The following is an 18,516-nucleotide window of genomic DNA, read 5'->3' on the forward strand; positions in this document are numbered from 1 at the left end:
GCTCACCGGCTCACTGGTAGTGGACGAAACGCCGGCTGAGCCGGAACTGGACGGCGGTGACCGCCATGATCAGCGCGAAGAGCAGCACGCCCACCGCGGATGCCTCGCCGAAGTCGAGCTGCTCGAAGGCCCTTTCGTAGATCACCATCACCACGGTGCGGGTGGCGTCGCCGGGTCCGCCGTCGGTGAGGACGTAGGGCTGTTCGAAGACCTGGAGGGCGTTGATGATGCCGACCACCGAGGCGACGAGCAGGGTCGGCGACAGCAGCGGCAGCGTGATGCCGAGGTGCTTGCGCAGGCCGGTCGCGCCGTCGAGGGCGGCGGCCTCGTGGATCTCCTTGGGGATGTTGTTCAGGCCGCCGATGAACAGCAGGAACGAGAAGCCGAACTGCTGCCAGACGTAGACCAGGATCACCGTGGCCATCGCCGCGTGCTCCGAGGTCAGCCAGGGCACGGGCGCGACGCCGACCAGGCCGATCAGCCAGTTCACCACCCCGAAGTCCTGGTTGAACAGGTACTTCATCACCACCGAGATGGACGCGGCGGACAGCACCAGCGGGAAGAAGAACGCCGAACGGAACACCGACCGCAGCCACACCGGCATCCGCCCGTTCAGCGCGAGCGCCAGCGTCAGCGCGATCAGCAGTTGCAGCGTGACCGCGAGGACCATGAAGAGGAGCGTGTTGCGGAAGGAGACCAGAACGGTCGAATCCGTGAAGGTCGTACGGTAGTTGGCGCCCCCGGCGAAACGGGGCGGGTCGATCACGTTCCAGTGGAACAGGCTCAGCACGACGGACCCGATGATCGGCACGACCGTGAAGACGACGATGCCGACGACCGTGGGCGCCAGGAACAGCGCGGCCAGCAGCCGGGTGCCGCGGTCGCGGGCGGACGGCCGCACGGCGGCGGCGGATGGCGTGGCGGGCCGCGAACTGACGGGCGGACCCTGAGAGTTCGGACCCTGAGAGTTCGGAACCTGGGAGTCCGGGACCTGGGTGTTCGTCATACCTCACGCTCCATGGCCTGCTCCAGGGCGCCCTGCATCCGGCGCAGCGCGGGACCCACCGCACGCGGCGAGGCCAGCGCCGTGCCGGTGTACTTGAGCAGCACGTCGGTCACCTCGGCGACCTGCGGCGGCGCGGGGATCGGGCCGGTGTCGGGAAAGCGGTCGAGGGTGTCGTAGAAGACCCGCCAGTGCGCCGGGCCGCTCGTCGCGTAGCGGGCGGCGTTCAGCATCGAACGCCGGGCCGGGGTGGTCTGGTTGGTCCGGAACAGCCGGGTCATGGTGTCCTTGCGGGCCGCGTACTTGATGAACTCCCAGGCGGCTTCCTGCTTCTTCGAGGTGCGCAGCAGCGCGTAGCCCGCCGCGCCGAACTGGTGGCGCTGGGTACGCCAGCGCGGGAAGTACTGCACGTCGTAGCCGTCGGCCCGCACGCCGGCCTGTTGCAGGCCGCCCGCCCAGAAGCCGCCCGCCGGTGTGACGCCGACGCGGCCGGTGGAGAACACGCCGACCAGGTTGCTGCCGTTGCCGCCCTCGGGCCGGGTGCACAGGTCGTCCTGGACGAGGGAGGCGAGATAGTCGTACGCCTCCTCGACCCGGTCGGTGGCGGCCTGCGGGGTCGTCCAGCGGAAGCCGCCGCCGCGCCCCCGTCGGTCGGCGGCCGGGTAGAAGGTGTCCCACAGCCAGGAGCCGCCGGGCGCCTTCGACTCCTTCAGCAGGTTGGTGCCGTTCGCGAAGAGCCAGGGCACCACGCCGCCCCACAGCCGGTTGGTCCAGAAGTACGGCGTGAAGTGCGAACCGCCGGTTCGCTTCATCTCCCGCAGCAGCGCGGTGAAGTCGTCGCGGCTCCAGTCGGCCGCCGGGAACCCCGCGCCCGCCCGCTTCAGCACCTGCTTGTTGAGGTACATGTCGGCGGCGTTGAACTCCATGGGCAGCTGGTAGAGGTTGCCCTCGTACATCATCGACTCCACCAGCGAGGGGTGGACGTCGGCGAAGTACTCACGCAGTTCCGCCGCGTCCCGCCGCACCCAGCGGTCCAGGGACACGCCGAGCCGCCGGGCGAACAACTGCACGCCCTCGGTGGCCACATACACCAGGTCGGGAGCGGTGCCCGCGGCGATCTGGGTGAGGATCTTCGCGAAGAAGTCCGACCAGTCGACGGCCTGCACCGCGTTCACCCGCAGCGGGATGTCGGGGTGGAGCCGGTGGAAGCCCTTGGTGAGGGCGTCGACGGTGGCCGGGTCGAAGGCGGAGCCGAGGGTGGCGACGACGAGGGAGCCGTCGTCCCGGCCGGGGATGTCGGCTCCGGTGAGCCGGTCCCAGCTCGCGGCGGTACCGGCCAGGGCGGCTGCTCCGGCCCCGTACGCGCCGTACCGCAGCAGCGTGCGGCGGGGGAGGTGCGAGTCAGTCATCGGACGGGCCTAACTCGTGTTAGTTCAGGGGTGATGCCCCAGATGATGGGAACCGGGCGGCAGGCCTGTCAAGGGTCGGGAACGCTTGACCTTTAACGAGTTAGGTCTACAGTCCTCGTTCATCTGAGCCGATTTTTCACGCCCTCCGCACCGTGAGCCGCACTCGCGTGTGTGACGAGCCGCCACGGGCCCTCATGGGCCGTCACGAGAGGAACGATGCGTCATGCCCGGAACGGCGGGAATTTCCAGGAGATCACTGTTCGCGGGATCGGCGGCGGGCACCGCCACCGCGCTGCTGTCCACCGGCACGGCCACGGCCGCTCCGAAGCCCAGGCCCAAGCCCGGGGCCACGGCCGAGAGCGGGACCAACTCCGCCGCGAGCGGGGCGAGTTACCGCGCCGGGTACCACTTCACGGTCCCCGACCAGTGGAAGAACGACCCGCAGCGGCCCGTCTGGATCGACGGCGAGTACCACTACTACTACCTCTACAACGCCGACTACTTCACCGGCGTCGTCGGCACCGCATGGCGCCTGGCCACCACCAAGGACCTGGTCTCCTTCACCGACCGCGGGGTCGCCGTGCCCAAGGACACCACGGTCAACGGCGATCTCTGGTCGGGTTCGGTGGTGGTCGACACCGGCGACACGGCCGGATTCGGCGCGGGCGCGGTCGTCGTCATCGTCACCATGTCTCCCGGCGGCGGCACCGACCACCAGGAGCAGTTCCTGTACTACTCGACCGACGGCGGTCTCACCTTCACCAACCACGGGACCGACCCGGTCCTGCCCAACCCCGGCGTCGCCGACTTCCGCGACCCCAAGGTGATCCGCGACGAGGACCGGGACCGCTGGGTGATGGCCCTCGCCGAGAACGACAAGATCGGCTTCTACCACTCCGACGACCTCAGGTCCTGGACGTACGCGAACGGTTTCGTCCACGACGGCATCGGCGTCCTGGAGTGCCCCGACCTGTTCCGCGTCACCGCCGGCGACGGCACCGTGAAATGGGTGCTCGGCGTGAGCGCCAACGGCAAGAGCGCGGGGCTGCCCAACACGTACGCCTACTGGACGGGTTCCTTCGACGGCAGCGCGTTCACCGCTGACACGAGTGACCCGCAGTGGCTCGACCACGGCTGGGACTGGTACGCCGGCGTCACCTTCGAGAAGCGGGACGCGAGCGGCGCGGTGGACGCGGCCGCCCGGTACGCGATCGGCTGGGTGAACAACTGGGACTACGCCGACACCACCCCCACCATCGACTGCGACGGCTTCAACGGCACCGACTCCGTCGTCCGCGAGGTCACCCTGGAGAAGGCGTCCGACACCACCTACTACCTCGCCTCCCGGCCCGTCGCCGGCCTCGACGCGCATGTCTCCCGCACGGTGAACCTGGGCGACGTGACGGTGAACGGCACGAAGGTGCTCGACTACACCGGTATCTCCTACGAGGTCACGACCGAGATCACCTGGTCCCAACTCACCGGCGCGGGCCTCCAGTTGAGGCGCTCACCCAGTGGAGGTCGGCACATCGACGCCGGTGTCTACGACGACTACGCCTTCCTCAACCGGCGCAACACGGTGAACGCCGACACGTCCGGCAAGTGGCAGGAGAGCCACACCCCGTTCGACCCGTCCGCCGGCACCGTGAGGCTGCGCATCCTGGTGGACCGCACGTCGGTGGAGATGTTCGTCGACGACGGCCGTTACGTGCACACCAGCCAGGTGTTCCCGTATCTGCTGGACACCGGGCTCGCGCTGTTCACGATCGGCGGCAGCGCGGTGTTCCGCGACACGGTGATCCGCGAGTTCTCGGTGTGAGGCCGGCCTGACCGGGTCAGCTGAGCAGCTTCATCCCCTCCGGCGCCTCGATCCCGAACTCCTCGTCCAGCAACCGCCGTACCTCCCCCTCGTCCGTCAACTCCCGCTCGCTCACGGCACCGTCGGCCCTCGTCTCGGTCAACACGCGCCCGTGGAGCAGGAGATGGCGGTCAGGGGTGACCCGCTGGACGAAGAGGCCCTTGGTGAACGGGGAGCGCGGGTTCGTGGCGATGTGCCAGTTGACGACCTCGAAGTCCACGTGCTCGAAGGGCTCCAGGGTGAAGGCGTACTGCGGCTGCCAGGCTCCGTTTCCGTCGCCGCCGTCGCCGCCGTCGCCGCCACCGCCGTCGTACGCCTGGAGGACGAGGAGGTCCAGCGGTCCTCGGTGCGGCACCTGGACCAGCCGGTGCCTGCGCCCCGCGCCCTCGAACTCCTCGCCCACCACCACCGGTACCGGCTCCAACAGGCCCCCGATCGCCCCGAACCCGACATCGGCCAGGTACCGCTGCGGGTCGCCCGGCACCTCCACCAGCAGCGCCATGTGGGTGCGCGGGCGGCTCTCGAACCGGTCCGTGCCCACGACCACCCGGGCCGCCAGCAACGTCACCCCGAAGCCCAGCGCCCTCAGCGCGGTGGCGAGCAGCGTGTTGTGCTCGTAGCAGTAACCACCGCGCCGACCGCGCACCAACTTGGCCATCAGATCCGGCAGTTCGAGCGAGGGAGCCGTGCGCCGGAACGCGTCCAGGTTCTCGAACGGGATGCCCCACAGGTGCGCGAGGTGCACGCCCCGCAGCGTCGCCGGGCCGGGCCGCCGCTCGCCCTCCCAACCGATGTGCGTGAGGTATTCGTCCAGGTCGAGGGCATCGCTGTCAGCCATGCCCTCACCCTACGGAATCACCGGCCCCCGCCCCCTCCACGGCTCACTGCTGCGTCGCCGGCTCCAACGCCTCCACCGCCGCGGCCGCCGCCGTCGAGTCCTGGCCGTAGAAGATGTCGATGTCGACCTCCTCGCCGCCCATCGTCAGGGTGTCCCACGCGCCGCTGAGGACGAGCATGCGCAGGGTGCGCGACTCCAGCGTCTGAAGGCGTTCCAGGATCGCCTCGTCGTCCGGCATACCCGGGAGGCGGGGGGCGAGCCGGTCGCGGATCGCCGCCATGCGCGCCAGCAGGGTCGCGGTGTCCGCCTCGCGGTCGGGCTCCTCCGCGATGCCGTCGATGCCGTGGTCGATGATGTCCTTGATGGCCCAGGTGACGCCCTGGTCGTCGGTGGTGACCATGGCCTTCCAGGCGCGGCTCTTGTGCCGGTACTGGAGCATCGACATGGCCGCCTCGTGCCGTAGGAAGTCCGCGTCCCGGAAGGGGCGGCCGTTCCAGGCGCTGTTGAGGGAGCGGGCCAGTGAAATCGCGGACGCCAGGCCGCTGTTGAGGCCCCGGCCCGGCCAGAAGTGGATCGAGTTGGCCGCGTCGCCGAGCAGGAAGCCGTAGGTTCCTGGCGAGTTGACGGTCGGCGGCAGCAACTCGGCCGAGAAGCGCGGGCGTTGCACCATGTCCAGGCGGAAACTGGTGACCGCGGACAGGTCCTGGTCCGAGACGTCGAAGAGCCGCAGTCCCTCGTGCACGCGCTTCCACAAGGGCGATCCCTTGATGAGCGCGGGAAGGAACAGCGTGCCGTGGGTGGAGCACTGGAAGTCGCCGTGCTCGTCGCGGTTCATCAGGCACGGGCGGGAGGCGATGCACTCCTCGAAGACCCGGCGGACCGGGTCGATGCCGATGACCTCGCCCAACTCGGCGTCGGTCAGCCGCATGTTGAGGAAGCCCTCGCCGCGCAACGAGTTGAGCAGGAACCGGTTCTGAGCGACCGTCAGCAGGATCGCCATCGGGTCGGGCAGCTCCGACTTCACCCTCAACCCGAGGACCACGTCCCGCAGATGGACGCCGTCGAGGGAGTAGATCGACTCGTCGGCCTTGCCGAACCGGGCCGCGAAGTGCTCCCGGGTGCGCGACCGCCCGCCGTCGCAGATCGCGAGCACATGCTGCGAGGCGAGTTCGTCGCGCTGTTCCGCCGGGTCGAACTTGGCCGGTATGAGCCGTATTCGGTCCCGCTTCTCGTTCGCCAGCTCCAGCAGCTTGTCCTCGATGTAGGCGATCCGCATGTTGCGCGGGTGGTGGTCGCCGATCGAGTCCGGGCCGGACGGCCACATCTCGGTGTAGTGCTCGGGGTCGAAGAGCCGCTCCTGGACGTACTGCGGCCAGGCGAGGTACTGCCGGCTCTGCACGGTCACCACCTGCTGGCGCCGCACATTGCCCTCGGCCTCGCTCTTCCAGACGACGCGGCGGCCGTCCTTGCGCCACCGGCCCTCGTAGACAGTGATCTTCACCTGGGCGCCGAGGAAGTGCTCAAGGAGCAACGCCATGGACAGGCCGACCGGCCCCCCGCCCACGACGGTGACCCGCAGCAGCGAACCCTCCTCGCTCTCCTCCGGGTGGGTCACGGAGCGGGGCAGGTTGAGCGCCATCAGGGTCTGCATGGCGTCGGCGACCTCGAAGCGGAACTCCTGGTCCCCGATGGTGATCTCGTCACCGGGCTGGAGCAGCCGGGACTCCACCTCCTCCCCGTTGACCTGCGTGCCGTTGCTGCTCCCGCAGTCGCTCAGGACGTAGCCCTCGTCCTGGTCGAAGACGATCTCCGCGTGGAAACGCGAGACGCTCGGGCTGGCGATGACGACCGTGTTCCCCGCGTTGCGTCCGAAGGTGACGCGGGTGTCGACGATCGGTATGCGCTCTCCCGCCAGCAGACCCTCACGTCCGACGAGCACCGGTGCCATGGCATTTCCTCCCAGGGTTCAACTCGGTGCGTTTCCAAGGGGATTCACCGATATCAATGACCTTCGGCCACCATAAGCGCACTGACCCGAGATGGAATCCCCCAGCCCTTCCCTCAGCCCCTCCCCCAGCCTCCTGAGCCCCTCCCGGATCTCCTCCGGCGTCTGCGTCACGAAGCACAGCCGCATCGTCGACCGCTCGGGCTCCCCGGCGTAGAAGGGCGCCCCCGGCACATAGGCCACGTCCTGCCGCACCACCCGCGGCAGGAGCTCCGTCGTGTCGTACGACTCCGGAAGCCGCGCCCACAGGAACATGCCGCCCTCGGGACGCTCCCAACTGGACTCCTCGGGAAGGGCGTTGGCAAGACCCGCGAGCATGGCGTCCCGCCGCTCCCGGTACACCCCGGCCACCCGCGCCACGTGCGCGTCGAGGTCGTTGTCCGCCAAGTACCGTGCGGCGGCGAGCTGGTTGACGGTCGGGGTGTGCAGGTCTGCGGCCTGTTTCGCGACAACACAGGCCCGCAGCAGGGCGGCCGGCGCGCGCAGCCACCCGAGCCGCAGCCCGGGGGCCATCACCTTGGAGAAGGAACCGAGCAGCACCGTCCGGTCCGCCGCCCCCTCCTGTGCCGCGATCCACGGCAACCGCTCGCCCTCGAAGCGGAGTTCGCCGTAGGGATCGTCCTCCACGATCCACAGCCCGCGCCGTACGGCGACCGCGGCGACGGCGGCCCGGCGGTCGGCGGGCAGGGTGCGGCCGGTGGGGTTCTGGAAGGTCGGCACGGTGTAGAGCAGCTTGGGCCGCTCCCGCACGACGAGTTCGTCCAGCGCCTCGGGATCGACCCCGTCCCCGTCCCCCGGCACGGCGACGACCCGCGCACCGGCGAACGCGAAGACCTGAAGTGCCGCCAGATAACAGGGACTTTCGACGAGGACGACGTCCCCCGGCTCCAGCAGCGCGGTCGCGAGCAGCGAGAGCGCCTGCTGCGAACCGGTGGTGACGAGGAGGTCGTCGGGCTCGGTGGGCAGCCCGCGCGCCGAGGTCCGCGCGGCGAGCGCGGCACGCAGCACCGGCTCGCCCTCGGTCGTCGCGTACTGGAGCGCCCGCGCGGGTGTCTCGGCGAGCACCGCCTGGTAGGCGGCCGCGATACCGGTCGCGTCGAAGAGTTCGGGGGCCGGCAGCCCGCCCGCGAAGTTGATCACCTCGGGGCGGGCGGTGACGGCGAGGATGTCCCGCACCGGCGAACCCCCGATCGCACGGGCGCGCGCGGCGAGCGGCGGCAGGGGGACAGCGGGTGTCTCGGTGAGGGTCATGGCGCGCAGCTTAGAAACGTACGTGCCGCCTACAAGCACCTTTCCACGATCCGGACGCCCGCCCTCTCCTCCTGGCTGGGCTCAGGCCTTCTTGCCGGTCGCCCCATAGACGTTGATGTCGTCGTCCGTCACATCATTGATGTCGCGATAGGTGATCTTCTCGATGTCGTCGAGACTCTCGAAGTACGCCTGCTCCACCACCGGCGGCGCGGGCGCCGGGCCCGGGTGCCACTTGTGCGCCGGGACCACACCGGGCTCGTCCAGGGTGACGCCCGGGGTCTCGGTGAAGAGCCGCTCGACCTCGTCCTTGGAACGGAACACGAAGGTGAACCCCCGTTCCGTGTACGTCCGTTGGACCGCACGGGCCGGAATGGGATGCATCTCGTCGGTGAGATGGCTGAGCACCAGATGACTGCCGGACGGCAGCACGTCCACCAGCTCGCGCACCAGCGGATACGCCTCCTCGTCCTCCACGAAGTGCAGGATCGCCACCAGCAGCAGGGCGATCGGCTCGTTGAAGTCGAGGGTCTTGGCGGCCTGTTCGAGAATGTCGGCCGGGCGGCGCAGGTCGGCGTCGATGTAGTCGGTACGGCCCTCGGGGCTGCTGGTGAGCAGGGCGCGGGCGTGCGCGAGGACCACCGGGTCGTTGTCGACGTAGACGATCCGCGACTCGGGCTCGATGCCCTGGGCGATCTGGTGCACGTTCTCCGCGGTCGGCAGCCCGGTGCCGATGTCGAGGAACTGGCGCACCCCGTGCTCCTGCGACAACCGGGTCACGGCCCGGCGCATGAAGTCCCGGTTGTGCCGCACGTCGAGATACCCGCGCGGGTTGGCGGCGAGCGCGGCGGCGGCGGCCTCGCGGTCGACGGGGTAGTTGTCCTTGCCGCCGAGGAAGACGTCGTAGACGCGGGCCGGGTGGGCCTTGCTGGTGTCGATCCTCCTTCGCAGCTCGGCGGGATCTTGACTGAGGGCGTCACCGGGCATGCGCGTCTCCCAGGAGAGTGGGTCATTCAACGGACAACCAGAGCAGTGGTCAACAACCTAACTCCCGCCGGGACTTGATGGTGCCCAGTCCGAGGGACGGGCGGCGCCGGCATGACCATGGGGTGCTCGACCCCTTCCCGGCGTCCCACAACGTGCCCCTGAGAGCCGACATCACCGCAGGTCAGAAGGTCCGGGACGGTACCGGCGTCCCGAATCCGGCGACAGCCGTAGACCGGGCCCCGCGCGACCACCCAAGCTGCACCCGATGACGCTTCACTTCACTTCCACGGGAGGAACCCATGCCGGCCCGCACCATCCGCACCCGCACCCGTGTCCTGGCCGTCGCCACGGCCGTGCTCGCCGCGGCGCTGCTGCTCTCGGGGTGCAAGGACGGCATGGGCGTACGCGACGAAGGCCCGTCCGGCGTGGGCCCCACGTCGTCGATGTCGACGGGGTCCACGCCCTGACGGGCCTCGTGGAGTGTGCGATCAGACGTGCGCCGGGATCCCGCCGACTTCCTTCGGGTTCGGGCCGTACTGGTTGGCGCCGGGCTTGCCGTCCGTGCACGTGAAGACCAGGAGGGTGATCGGGCCGGCGATCGGGATGATGCCGAAGAACAGCCACCAGCCGGAGCGGCCGATGTCGTGCAGGCGGCGGATGCTGACACCCAGGCCGGGCAGCAGGATCGCGAGGTAGAAGACGACCGCGAGGTACGGGAACTTGATCACGAGGCCGATGACGAGCAGGACAACCGCGATGATGCCCGTGAACAGGGAGAACATCCAGTACTCCTTGCGACGCGCGCGCCCGCTGAATACCGCGTACTTCTTCAGTGCCTCGATGAACCAGCTCATGGTGGTGTCCCCCAGGGATCGACGTCCAGACCGTCCAGAACGGATCAGGCCAGGCGCAGAAGGTAAGGACACTGATGCGGACGCGTCAAATCCACATAAGTGCGGGACGAGCAAGGCCATTTGATCCCACACCCACCCACAACGGCCATCGATTTCACGCCAAAAGGCATTCCGCCTCCTCGCCGAGATCACCCCGACGCCGGAACGATCTCCAAGCGTTGCCAATTGACGGATGTTCAGCGGCCGTTCGACGGCCAGGTCAGGTCAGGTCAGCGCAGCTTCTGCGCCACCTCCACCGCCCAGTACGTGAGGATGTTCTGCGCCCCGGCCCGCTTGATCCCGGTGAGCGCCTCGAAGATCGCCTTCTCCCGGTCGATCCAGCCCTTCTCGGCGGCGGCCTCGATCATCGAGTACTCGCCGGAGATCTGATAGGCGGCGACGGGCACGTCCGAGACCTCGGCGACCTTGGCCAGGATGTCGAGGTAGGGCCCGGCCGGCTTGACCATCACCATGTCGGCACCCTCCTCCAGGTCGAGCGCCAACTCCCGCATGGACTCCCGCGCGTTGGCCGGGTCCTGCTGGTACGTCTTGCGGTCCCCCTTGAGCGAGGAACCCACGGCCTCACGAAACGGCCCGAAGAACGCGGACGCGTATTTGACGGTGTAGGCGAGGATGGCGACATCCTCCCGCCCGATCTGGTCGAGCGCGTCCCGGACGACCCCGATCTGCCCGTCCATCATCCCGCTGGGCCCGACGACATGGGCCCCGGCATCGGCCTGCACCTGAGCCATCTCGGCATACCGCTCAAGGGTGGCGTCATTGTCGACGCGCCCCTGATCATCAAGCACCCCGCAATGCCCATGATCAGTGGTCTCATCAAGACACAGATCGGACATGACGAGCAGCTCGTCCCCGACCTCGGCCCGCACATCCCTCAACGCGACCTGAAGAATCCCGTCAGGATCGGTCCCGGCCGTCCCGAGAGCGTCCTTCTTGCTCTCCTCCGGCACCCCGAACAGCATGATCCCGGAGATCCCGGCGGCAACAGCCTCAGCGGCAGCCTTCTTCAGACTGTCCCGAGTGTGCTGCACAACCCCGGGCATGGCCCCGATCGGCACCGGCTCACTGACCCCCTCCCGCACAAACGCCGGAAGGATGAAGTCAGCGGGGTGCAGCCGAGTCTCGGCAACCATCCGCCGCATGACGGGGCTGGTCCGCAACCGCCGGGGCCGCGAGCCGGGAAAGGATCCGTACGTCGTCATGCCATCTACGCTACGCCCGCCTCAGGGGCACCTTTGCCGACGGCGAGTCGGCGCACATTTCGGCATACGTCGGGGCCACTTCGGCGCACTTTCCAACGCAGGCCGCTATTTTTCAGCCCGTCCGGCGCTTGAGGACGAGGCCGTTCAGGCCGAAGCGGGGGTCTGGGGGCGGCAGCCCCCAGGGACGGGACGGGTAGGGGCGGCGGGGGCGAAAAACCCCCGCGACGCCCACCCCCACTCGCCGCAACCGAAGACTCAACCTCAGGTCGTACGCCGCCGCCGAGCACCCGGCCGACGCTCACTCGGCCGGGTAACCGGATCCCCCGCCTCCTGCGCGGCAGCGCGCCGCCGAAGCCCGAAGTTCGCCAACGCCTCGGCCAACTTGTGCACAGACGGCTCCGGAGCCATCACATCCACCCGCAGCCCATGCTCCTCGGCGGTCTTCGCCGTAGCCGGACCAATACACGCGATCACGGTCACGTTGTGCGGCTTCCCGGCGATCCCCACCAGGTTCCGCACAGTGGAGGACGACGTGAAGAGAACGGCATCGAAGCCACCCCCCTTGATCGCCTCCCGCGTATCGGCCGGCGGCGGCGAGGCCCGCACGGTCCGGTAGGCGGTCACGTCATCGACCTCCCACCCGAGCTCGATCAGCCCGGCGACCAAGGTCTCCGTGGCGATGTCCGCACGGGGCAGGAACACCCGGTCGATCGGGTCGAAAACGGGGTCGTACGGAGGCCAGTCCTCCAGCAACCCGGCCGCGGACTGCTCCCCGCTCGGCACCAGGTCCGGCTTCACGCCGAAGGCGATCAGCGCCTTCGCGGTCGACTCGCCCACCGCCGCGACCTTGATCCCGGCGAACGCCCGAGCGTCGAGCCCGTACTCCTCGAACTTCTCCCGCACGGCCTTGACCGCGTTCACGGAGGTGAACGCGATCCACTCATAGCGCCCGGTGACGAGCCCCTTGACCGCCCGCTCCATCTGCTGAGGCGTCCTCGGCGGCTCGACGGCGATCGTCGGCACCTCGTGCGGAACGGCCCCGTACGACCGCAGTTGGTCGGAGAGCGACGCCGCCTGCTCCTTCGTCCGCGGCACGAGCACCTTCCAGCCGAACAGCGGCTTGGACTCGAACCACGACAACTGGTCGCGCTGCGCGGCGGCGGACCGCTCACCGACCACGGCTATCACCGGTCGGCCACCTTCCGGGGACGGCAGCACCTTCGCCTGCTTCAGCGTCTGCGCGATCGTCCCGAGGGTCGCGGACCAGGTCCGCTGACGAGTGGTCGTACCAGCCACTGTGACGGTCATCGGGGTGTCCGGCTTACGACCGGCGGCCACCAGCTCACCGGCGGCCGAAGCCACGGAGTCCAGCGACGTCGACACGACCACCGTGCCGTCCGACGCCCCCACCTCCGTCCAACACCGGTCCGACGCGGTACGGGCGTCCACGAACCGGACGTCCGCCCCCTGCGCGTCCCGCAGCGGGACACCGGCGTACGCGGGCACGCCGACGGCCGCCGCGACACCCGGGACGACCTCGAAAGGCACACCCGCGGCGACGCAGGCGAGCATTTCCTCGGCGGCGTACGTATCTAGTCCGGGGTCCCCGGACACCGCACGTACGACCCGCCTGCCGCCCCGCGCGGCCTCCATGACAAGATGTGCCGCATCCCGCACAGCGGGTAGGCCAACGGTTGTTGACGCACCGTCAACAACCGTTAGTTGAGGCGTGCCTGTGCCCGGGAGCGAGCCCGAAGAAGGACTCGGATCCGGATGCACGACGGCTACGCCGGGTCGGGCGTGCGCACGTACGACGTCGAGCACCTCGTGCTCGGCGACGAGAACGTCCGCGTTCGCCAGCGCCTCTACGGCGCGCAGTGTGAGCAGTCCCGGATCTCCGGGTCCGGCACCCAGGAAGGTGACGTGCCCGTGTTCAGGACCGGCGGCGGGAAGAGTGGTGGGGCTCACTTGGCTTGCTCCCCCATCAGACCGGCCGCGCCCTGGGCAAGCATCTCGGCGGCGAGTTCGCGACCGAGCGCCAGTGCTTGGTCATGCGTCTCGGGCACGGGACCGGTGGTGGACAGCTGCACCGTACGCGAACCGTCGGTCGTGCCGACTATTCCGCGCAGGCGCATTTCCTTGACAATCTGCCCGTCGGCCAGCAGGTCGGCCAGCGCGCCCACAGGGGCGGAGCAGCCGGCCTCCAGGGCGGCGAGCAGGGACCTTTCGGCAGTCACGGCGATCCGCGTGAACGGGTCGTCGAGTTCGCCGAGTGCGGCGATGAGGTCCGCGTTGTCCGCGGCGCACTCGATCGCCAGGGCCCCCTGGCCGGGGGCGGGCAAAATCGTGTCGACCGACAGGAAGTCGGTCACGTCGTCGAGTCGGCCGATCCGGCTCAGTCCGGCGGCGGCCAGGACGACGGCGTCCAGCTCACCGTCCCGCACGAAGCCGACCCGGGTGTCGATGTTCCCGCGGATCGGGACCGTCTCGATGTCGAGGCCGTGGCTGCGCGCGTACGCGTTCAGCTGGGCCGTGCGCCGCGGGGAGCCCGTACCGATGCGCGCCCCGCGGGGCAGGTCGGTGAACTTCAGGGCGTCCCGGGCGACGATCACGTCCCGCGGATCCTCGCGCTCGGGTACGGCGGCGAGCACCAGCTCCGCGGGCTGCGTCGTCGGCAGGTCCTTCAGCGAATGAACCGCGAAGTCGACCTCACCGCCGAGCAGCGCGTCCCGCAGCGCGGTCACGAAGACCCCGGTGCCGCCGATCTGGGCGAGGTGCTCGCGGGAGGTGTCGCCGTAGGTGGTGATCTCGACGAGCTCGACGGGCCGTCCGGTCACCTGGCTCACGGCGTCCGCCACCAACCCGGACTGGGCCAGGGCGAGTCTGCTCCGCCTGGTCCCGAGCCTCAGTGCCCCTTTTTCCTGCTCCCGCCTCCGGGGCGCCTCAGCCGGTGTCGAGAGTCCGACCGTGCTCAGCCCTTCGGGCCTCCGCGCGCTCGGCCTCTCGACACCGGCGCGCCCCTGCGGCTCACGCGTGCTACTCATGCTGGCCCTCGGTTCTTGCTGATCTCAGAGTCTTCTACGGCCCTGGAGACGGAGGCCACCGTCTCCTGGTCCAGGTCGAACAGGGTGCGCAGCGCGTCCGCGTACCCGGCGCCGCCGGGCTCGGCCGCGAGCTGCTTGACCCGTACGGTCGGCGCGTGCAGCAGCTTGTCGACGACGCGTCGCACGGTCTGGGTGATCTCCGCGCGGTGCTTGTCGTCGAGGCCGGGCAGCCGTCCGTCGAGCCGGGCGATCTCACCCGCGACGACCTCGGCGGCCATGGCGCGCAGGGCGACCACGGTCGGCGTGATGTGCGCGGCCCGCTGGGCTGCCCCGAAGGCCGCGACCTCGTCGGAGACGATACGCCGGACCGCGTCCACGTCCGCCGCCATCGGGGCGTCCGCCGAAGCCTCGGCGAGCGACTCGATGTCCACCAGCCGCACCCCGGCCACCCGGTGCACGGCCGCGTCGACGTCCCGCGGCATCGCGAGGTCGAGGAACGACAACACCGGCGCGGGGCGCGGGATATGGGCGACGGGCTCGGGCCTGCGCCGCTCGGGGATCCGTCCGACGGTCGTAGCCATGGTGGCGAGTGCGGTGATGAGTTCCGCCTCGGCCTCGGGCGTACGCCGGGCCGCCTCGCGCCGGTCGACGGCGCTGCCGCCGACCCAGGCCGCGTGCTGCTCCAGCGTCGCCGCGTCCATCCCGGCCACGGCGGCCTCCCCCATCACGGAGAAGCCGCTCGCCCCCTGCACCGCGGACAGGTCCAGCGGACACCCGTCCTCGCTCCCGACGGACGTCGGCGGAAGCTCGTCCCGCACGACATCCGCTACGGCCGTACGACCGACCGCGGCGTCCTGCGACACCCGGCCCGCGACCGCGTCCTCGACCGTCTCGGCCGTCAGGACAAGGCCCGTCGCGCCCGTGCAGGACACGGCCACATCGGCACGTGTCAGCTCGAACGGCACCGAATCCATCGGTACCGCGCGGGCGGACACGTCCGTTTCGGGGCTCTCGGTGATGATCTGGGCGAGCCGCTCGGCGCGGTCGGAGGTGCGGTTGGCGACGACGATCTCGGCGACCCCGGCACGCGCGAGGGTCGCGGCGGCCAGCGACGACATGGAGCCGGCGCCGATCACCAGGGCCCGTTTCCCCTTCGCCCAGGCCTCGACCGGCGCCCCGGAGGAGAGCTGTTGAAGGCCGAAGGTGACCAGGGACTGGCCCGCGCGGTCGATGCCGGTCTCGGAGTGGGCACGCTTGCCGACCCGGAGGGCCTGCTGGAACAGCTCGTTCAACAGCCGCCCGGCGGAGTGCAGTTCCTGCGCCGTGGCCAGGGAGTCCTTGATCTGGCCGAGGATCTGGCCCTCGCCGACGACCATCGAGTCGAGGCCGCAGGCCACCGAGAAGAGGTGGTGGACGGCCCGGTCCTCGTAGTGCACGTAGAGATAAGGAGTGAGCTCGTCCAGGCCGACCCCGCTGTGCTGGGCGAGCAGCGTGGACAACTCCGCGACGCCCGCGTGGAACTTGTCCACGTCGGCGTAGAGCTCGATGCGGTTGCAGGTGGCCAACACCGCGGCCTCGGCGGCCGGTTCGGCGGCGACCGTGTCCTGGAGGAGCTTGACCTGGGCGTCCGCGTTCAGCGTGGCCCGCTCCAGAAGGCTGACCGGCGCGCTGCGATGGCTCAGCCCGACGACGAGGAGACTCATGCCGGCATCACGGCGGGGACGTCCCCGTCAGGGCCCTGCTCGGTGGAGTCGCCACGGCGCGCGGCGGTCGGGTGCGCCGCCTGGTTGGCGGCCTCCTCGCCGGCCTTGCGCTGCTCGTGGAAGGCGAGGATCTGCAACTCGATCGAGAGGTCGACCTTGCGGACGTCGACACCGTCCGGGACGGTCAGCACGGTCGGCGCGAAGTTCAGGATGGACGTCACACCGGCGGCCACGAGGCGGTCGCAGACCGGCTGGGCGGCACCGGCGGGGGTCGCGATGACGCCGATGGAGACGCCGTTGTCGCTGATGATCTTCTCCAGCTCGTCCGCGTGCTGCACCGGGATGCCCGCGACGGGCTTGCCGGCCATCGCCGGGTCGGCGTCGATGAGGGCGGCGACCCGGAAGCCGCGGGAGGCGAACCCGCCGTAGTTGGCGAGTGCGGCGCCCAGGTTTCCGATACCGACGATCACGACCGGCCAGTCCTGGGTCAGGCCCAGCTCGCGGGAGATCTGGTAGACGAGGTACTCGACGTCGTAGCCGACACCACGGGTGCCGTAGGAGCCGAGGTAGGAGAAGTCCTTGCGCAGCTTCGCGGAGTTGACCCCCGCGGCGGCCGCGAGCTCCTCGGAGGAGACCGTGGGTACCGAGCGCTCCGAGAGTCCGGTCAGCGCGCGGAGGTACAGCGGGAGACGGGCGACGGTGGCCTCGGGAATCCCTCGGCTACGGCTCGCCGGTCGGTGAGTTCGGCCAGTTGCCACGGTGCTCCTGCGGGTAGAGCGGGGCTGTGGGCGGTCACACGTACCCAGACCGCCCCGTCGAAAGCAGGCTATGTCTTTGTGAACGCGTGCACAAAGATGGTGTCCGATTTGCCCGGCCAACGTGACCGGGGTCACGCACACGCGTCCCAGGCGTATTCCAGGGGGCAAAACCGCCACACTCCTCGTAATTCCCGCCCCCGAGACCAAACCGCCGTCGATCCTAAGCGACGTTCGGGTGCGCGTTGAACTACTTGGTCAGTTCCCGGCGCAAGCGGGCCTCGTCCACCCGCCAGAAGGTGTGCTGTTTCCCATCAATCAAGACGACCGGAATCTGCTCCCAGTACTCGTCGTGCAGCCGCTGGTCCTCGGTGATGTCCTTCTCCTCCCAGGGGACCCCGAGGTCGGCGCAGACCTTCTCCACGACGAGCTGCGCGTCCTCGCACAGATGACAGCCGGGCTTGCGGATGAGAGTGACGAGATGGCTCATGCACACCATTCTCTCGCCACCGGTGCACTTCTTTAACGGCCCGGTCGCGGAGAGTTCACAGCCTCCGAACCTCTCGGCTCCGGAACCACCGAACAAACTGGCTATGCTCACGACATGGCCGCTCTCGGATGGCTCACTCCCCGTAGGCGCTCCGCCACGGCGCGGAGCGTGTTGGCAGGCGAGGCCTCTGCGGAGGCAGCGCGCAAGTCGTCGCAGGACGCGCAGGACATACAGGACGCCCTCGCGGACGAAAAAGCGGCGGAGGAACCGGAGTTCCCGGTCCTCGGCGACGACAGAGCCGCGGCCTTCTTCGACCTGGACAACACCGTCATGCAGGGCGCGTCGATCTTCCACTTCGGCCGCGGCCTGCACAAGCGGAAGTTCTTCGAGACCCGCGACCTCCTCAAGTTCGCCTGGCAGCAGGCCTGGTTCAGGCTCGCCGGCTCCGAGGACCCCGAGCACATGCAGGAGGCGCGCGACTCGGCGCTGTCCATCGTCAAGGGCCACCGCGTCGCCGAACTCCAGTCGATCGGCGAGGAGATCTACGACGAGTACATGGCCGAGCGCATCTGGCCCGGCACCCGCGCCCTCGCCGAGGCGCACCTCGCCGCGGGCCAGAAGGTGTGGCTCGTCACGGCGGCCCCGGTGGAGATCGCCAACGTGATCGCCCGCCGCCTCGGCCTCACCGGCGCGCTCGGCACGGTCGCCGAGTCCGTCGACGGCGTCTACACCGGCAAGTTGGTCGGCGAACCCCTGCACGGCCCCGCGAAGGCGGAGGCGGTAAGGGCGTTGGCGGCGGCGGAGGGCCTGGACCTCTCGCGCTGCGCCGCGTACAGCGACTCGCACAACGACATCCCGATGCTCTCGCTGGTCGGGCACCCCTACGCCATCAACCCGGACTCCAAGCTGCGCAAGCACGCGCGCGAGCTGGACTGGCGGCTGCGCGACTACCGGACGGCCCGCAAGGCGGCCAAGGTCGGCATCCCGGCGGCGGCCGGCGTGGGCGCGGTGGCGGGCGGCACGGCCGCGGCGATCGCTTTGCACCGCCGACGCCGGTGAC

General features: G+C 69.7%; 16 protein-coding genes. 3 read left to right on the forward strand and 13 right to left on the reverse strand.

From position 1 onward, the window contains the following. Positions 1-10: 10 nt before the first annotated feature. Together OG194_RS19875 and OG194_RS19880 are read right to left on the reverse strand one after the other, a co-directional pair. Positions 11-1,006, reverse strand: a complete 996-nt coding sequence (locus tag OG194_RS19875; RefSeq protein ID WP_327402174.1) for a carbohydrate ABC transporter permease — start codon at positions 1,004-1,006, stop codon at positions 11-13. Then, the gene (locus OG194_RS19880; RefSeq protein ID WP_327402175.1) at positions 1,003-2,412 is read right to left on the reverse strand and encodes an extracellular solute-binding protein; all 1,410 of its coding nucleotides are present in this window, start codon (positions 2,410-2,412) and stop codon (positions 1,003-1,005) included. The genes OG194_RS19875 and OG194_RS19880 overlap by 4 nt, the downstream gene beginning before the upstream one ends. A gap of 223 nt (positions 2,413-2,635) precedes the next feature. Here OG194_RS19880 and OG194_RS19885 point away from each other — a divergent pair, with 223 nt between their 5' ends. Continuing rightward, positions 2,636-4,231 carry a glycoside hydrolase family 32 protein gene (locus tag OG194_RS19885; RefSeq protein WP_327402176.1) on the forward strand — a complete coding sequence of 532 codons (1,596 nt, stop codon included), beginning with the start codon at positions 2,636-2,638 and terminating at the stop codon, positions 4,229-4,231. A gap of 16 nt (positions 4,232-4,247) precedes the next feature. Here OG194_RS19885 and OG194_RS19890 read toward each other — a convergent pair whose 3' ends face one another. From OG194_RS19890 to OG194_RS19905, 4 genes are all read right to left on the reverse strand, one after another. Then, a complete protein-coding gene (locus OG194_RS19890; RefSeq protein ID WP_327402178.1) occupies positions 4,248-5,108 on the reverse strand; it encodes an arylamine N-acetyltransferase family protein in 861 nt (286 codons plus the stop codon). 43 nt (positions 5,109-5,151) lie between these two features. Then, positions 5,152-7,056, reverse strand: a complete 1,905-nt coding sequence (locus tag OG194_RS19895) for an FHA domain-containing protein (RefSeq protein ID WP_327402179.1) — start codon at positions 7,054-7,056, stop codon at positions 5,152-5,154. Between the two features lie 18 nt (positions 7,057-7,074). Further along, positions 7,075-8,364 (reverse strand): aminotransferase-like domain-containing protein, encoded by a 1,290-nt coding sequence (locus tag OG194_RS19900; protein ID WP_327402180.1) that lies wholly within the window; start codon positions 8,362-8,364, stop codon positions 7,075-7,077. Positions 8,365-8,445: 81 nt separating this feature from the next. Beyond that, positions 8,446-9,348: an SAM-dependent methyltransferase gene (locus OG194_RS19905; RefSeq protein WP_033282416.1), complete on the reverse strand. Its 903-nt coding sequence runs from the start codon at positions 9,346-9,348 to the stop codon at positions 8,446-8,448. Between the two features lie 299 nt (positions 9,349-9,647). Between OG194_RS19905 and OG194_RS19910 the strand changes: the two genes are divergently transcribed. Beyond that, complete coding sequence (locus OG194_RS19910) at positions 9,648-9,815, forward strand: hypothetical protein (RefSeq protein ID WP_327402181.1); 168 nt, start codon at positions 9,648-9,650, stop codon at positions 9,813-9,815. Between the two features lie 21 nt (positions 9,816-9,836). Here the strand turns inward: OG194_RS19910 and OG194_RS19915 are convergent, their stop codons facing one another. From OG194_RS19915 to OG194_RS19945, 7 genes are all read right to left on the reverse strand, one after another. Continuing rightward, a complete protein-coding gene (locus OG194_RS19915; protein WP_327402182.1) occupies positions 9,837-10,202 on the reverse strand; it encodes a DUF805 domain-containing protein in 366 nt (121 codons plus the stop codon). A 269-nt stretch (positions 10,203-10,471) separates the two neighbouring features. After that, entirely contained in the window at positions 10,472-11,464 is a 993-nt protein-coding gene (hemB, locus tag OG194_RS19920) for a porphobilinogen synthase (RefSeq protein ID WP_327402183.1), read from the reverse strand. A gap of 261 nt (positions 11,465-11,725) precedes the next feature. Continuing rightward, complete coding sequence (locus tag OG194_RS19925; protein WP_266860516.1) at positions 11,726-13,432, reverse strand: bifunctional uroporphyrinogen-III C-methyltransferase/uroporphyrinogen-III synthase; 1,707 nt, start codon at positions 13,430-13,432, stop codon at positions 11,726-11,728. Continuing rightward, positions 13,429-14,373 carry a hydroxymethylbilane synthase gene (hemC, locus tag OG194_RS19930; RefSeq protein ID WP_327407136.1) on the reverse strand — a complete coding sequence of 315 codons (945 nt, stop codon included), beginning with the start codon at positions 14,371-14,373 and terminating at the stop codon, positions 13,429-13,431. Before hemC ends, OG194_RS19925 begins: the two co-directional genes overlap by 4 nt. 131 nt (positions 14,374-14,504) lie before the next feature. Continuing rightward, positions 14,505-16,211: a glutamyl-tRNA reductase gene (locus OG194_RS19935; RefSeq protein ID WP_327402184.1), complete on the reverse strand. Its 1,707-nt coding sequence runs from the start codon at positions 16,209-16,211 to the stop codon at positions 14,505-14,507. Further along, the gene (locus OG194_RS19940) at positions 16,208-16,969 is read right to left on the reverse strand and encodes a redox-sensing transcriptional repressor Rex (RefSeq protein ID WP_327402185.1); all 762 of its coding nucleotides are present in this window, start codon (positions 16,967-16,969) and stop codon (positions 16,208-16,210) included. The genes OG194_RS19935 and OG194_RS19940 overlap by 4 nt, the downstream gene beginning before the upstream one ends. A gap of 247 nt (positions 16,970-17,216) precedes the next feature. After that, on the reverse strand, positions 17,217-17,465 hold the full coding sequence (locus OG194_RS19945) for a glutaredoxin family protein (protein ID WP_033282409.1): 249 nt from the start codon (positions 17,463-17,465) through the stop codon (positions 17,217-17,219). Positions 17,466-17,570: 105 nt separating this feature from the next. Between OG194_RS19945 and OG194_RS19950 the strand changes: the two genes are divergently transcribed. Beyond that, entirely contained in the window at positions 17,571-18,515 is a 945-nt protein-coding gene (locus OG194_RS19950; protein ID WP_327402186.1) for an HAD family hydrolase, read from the forward strand. The last annotated feature ends 1 nt before the right edge of the window (position 18,516 follow it).

The organism is Streptomyces sp. NBC_01288 (genome assembly GCF_035982055.1).
Lineage (GTDB): Bacteria > Actinomycetota > Actinomycetes > Streptomycetales > Streptomycetaceae > Streptomyces.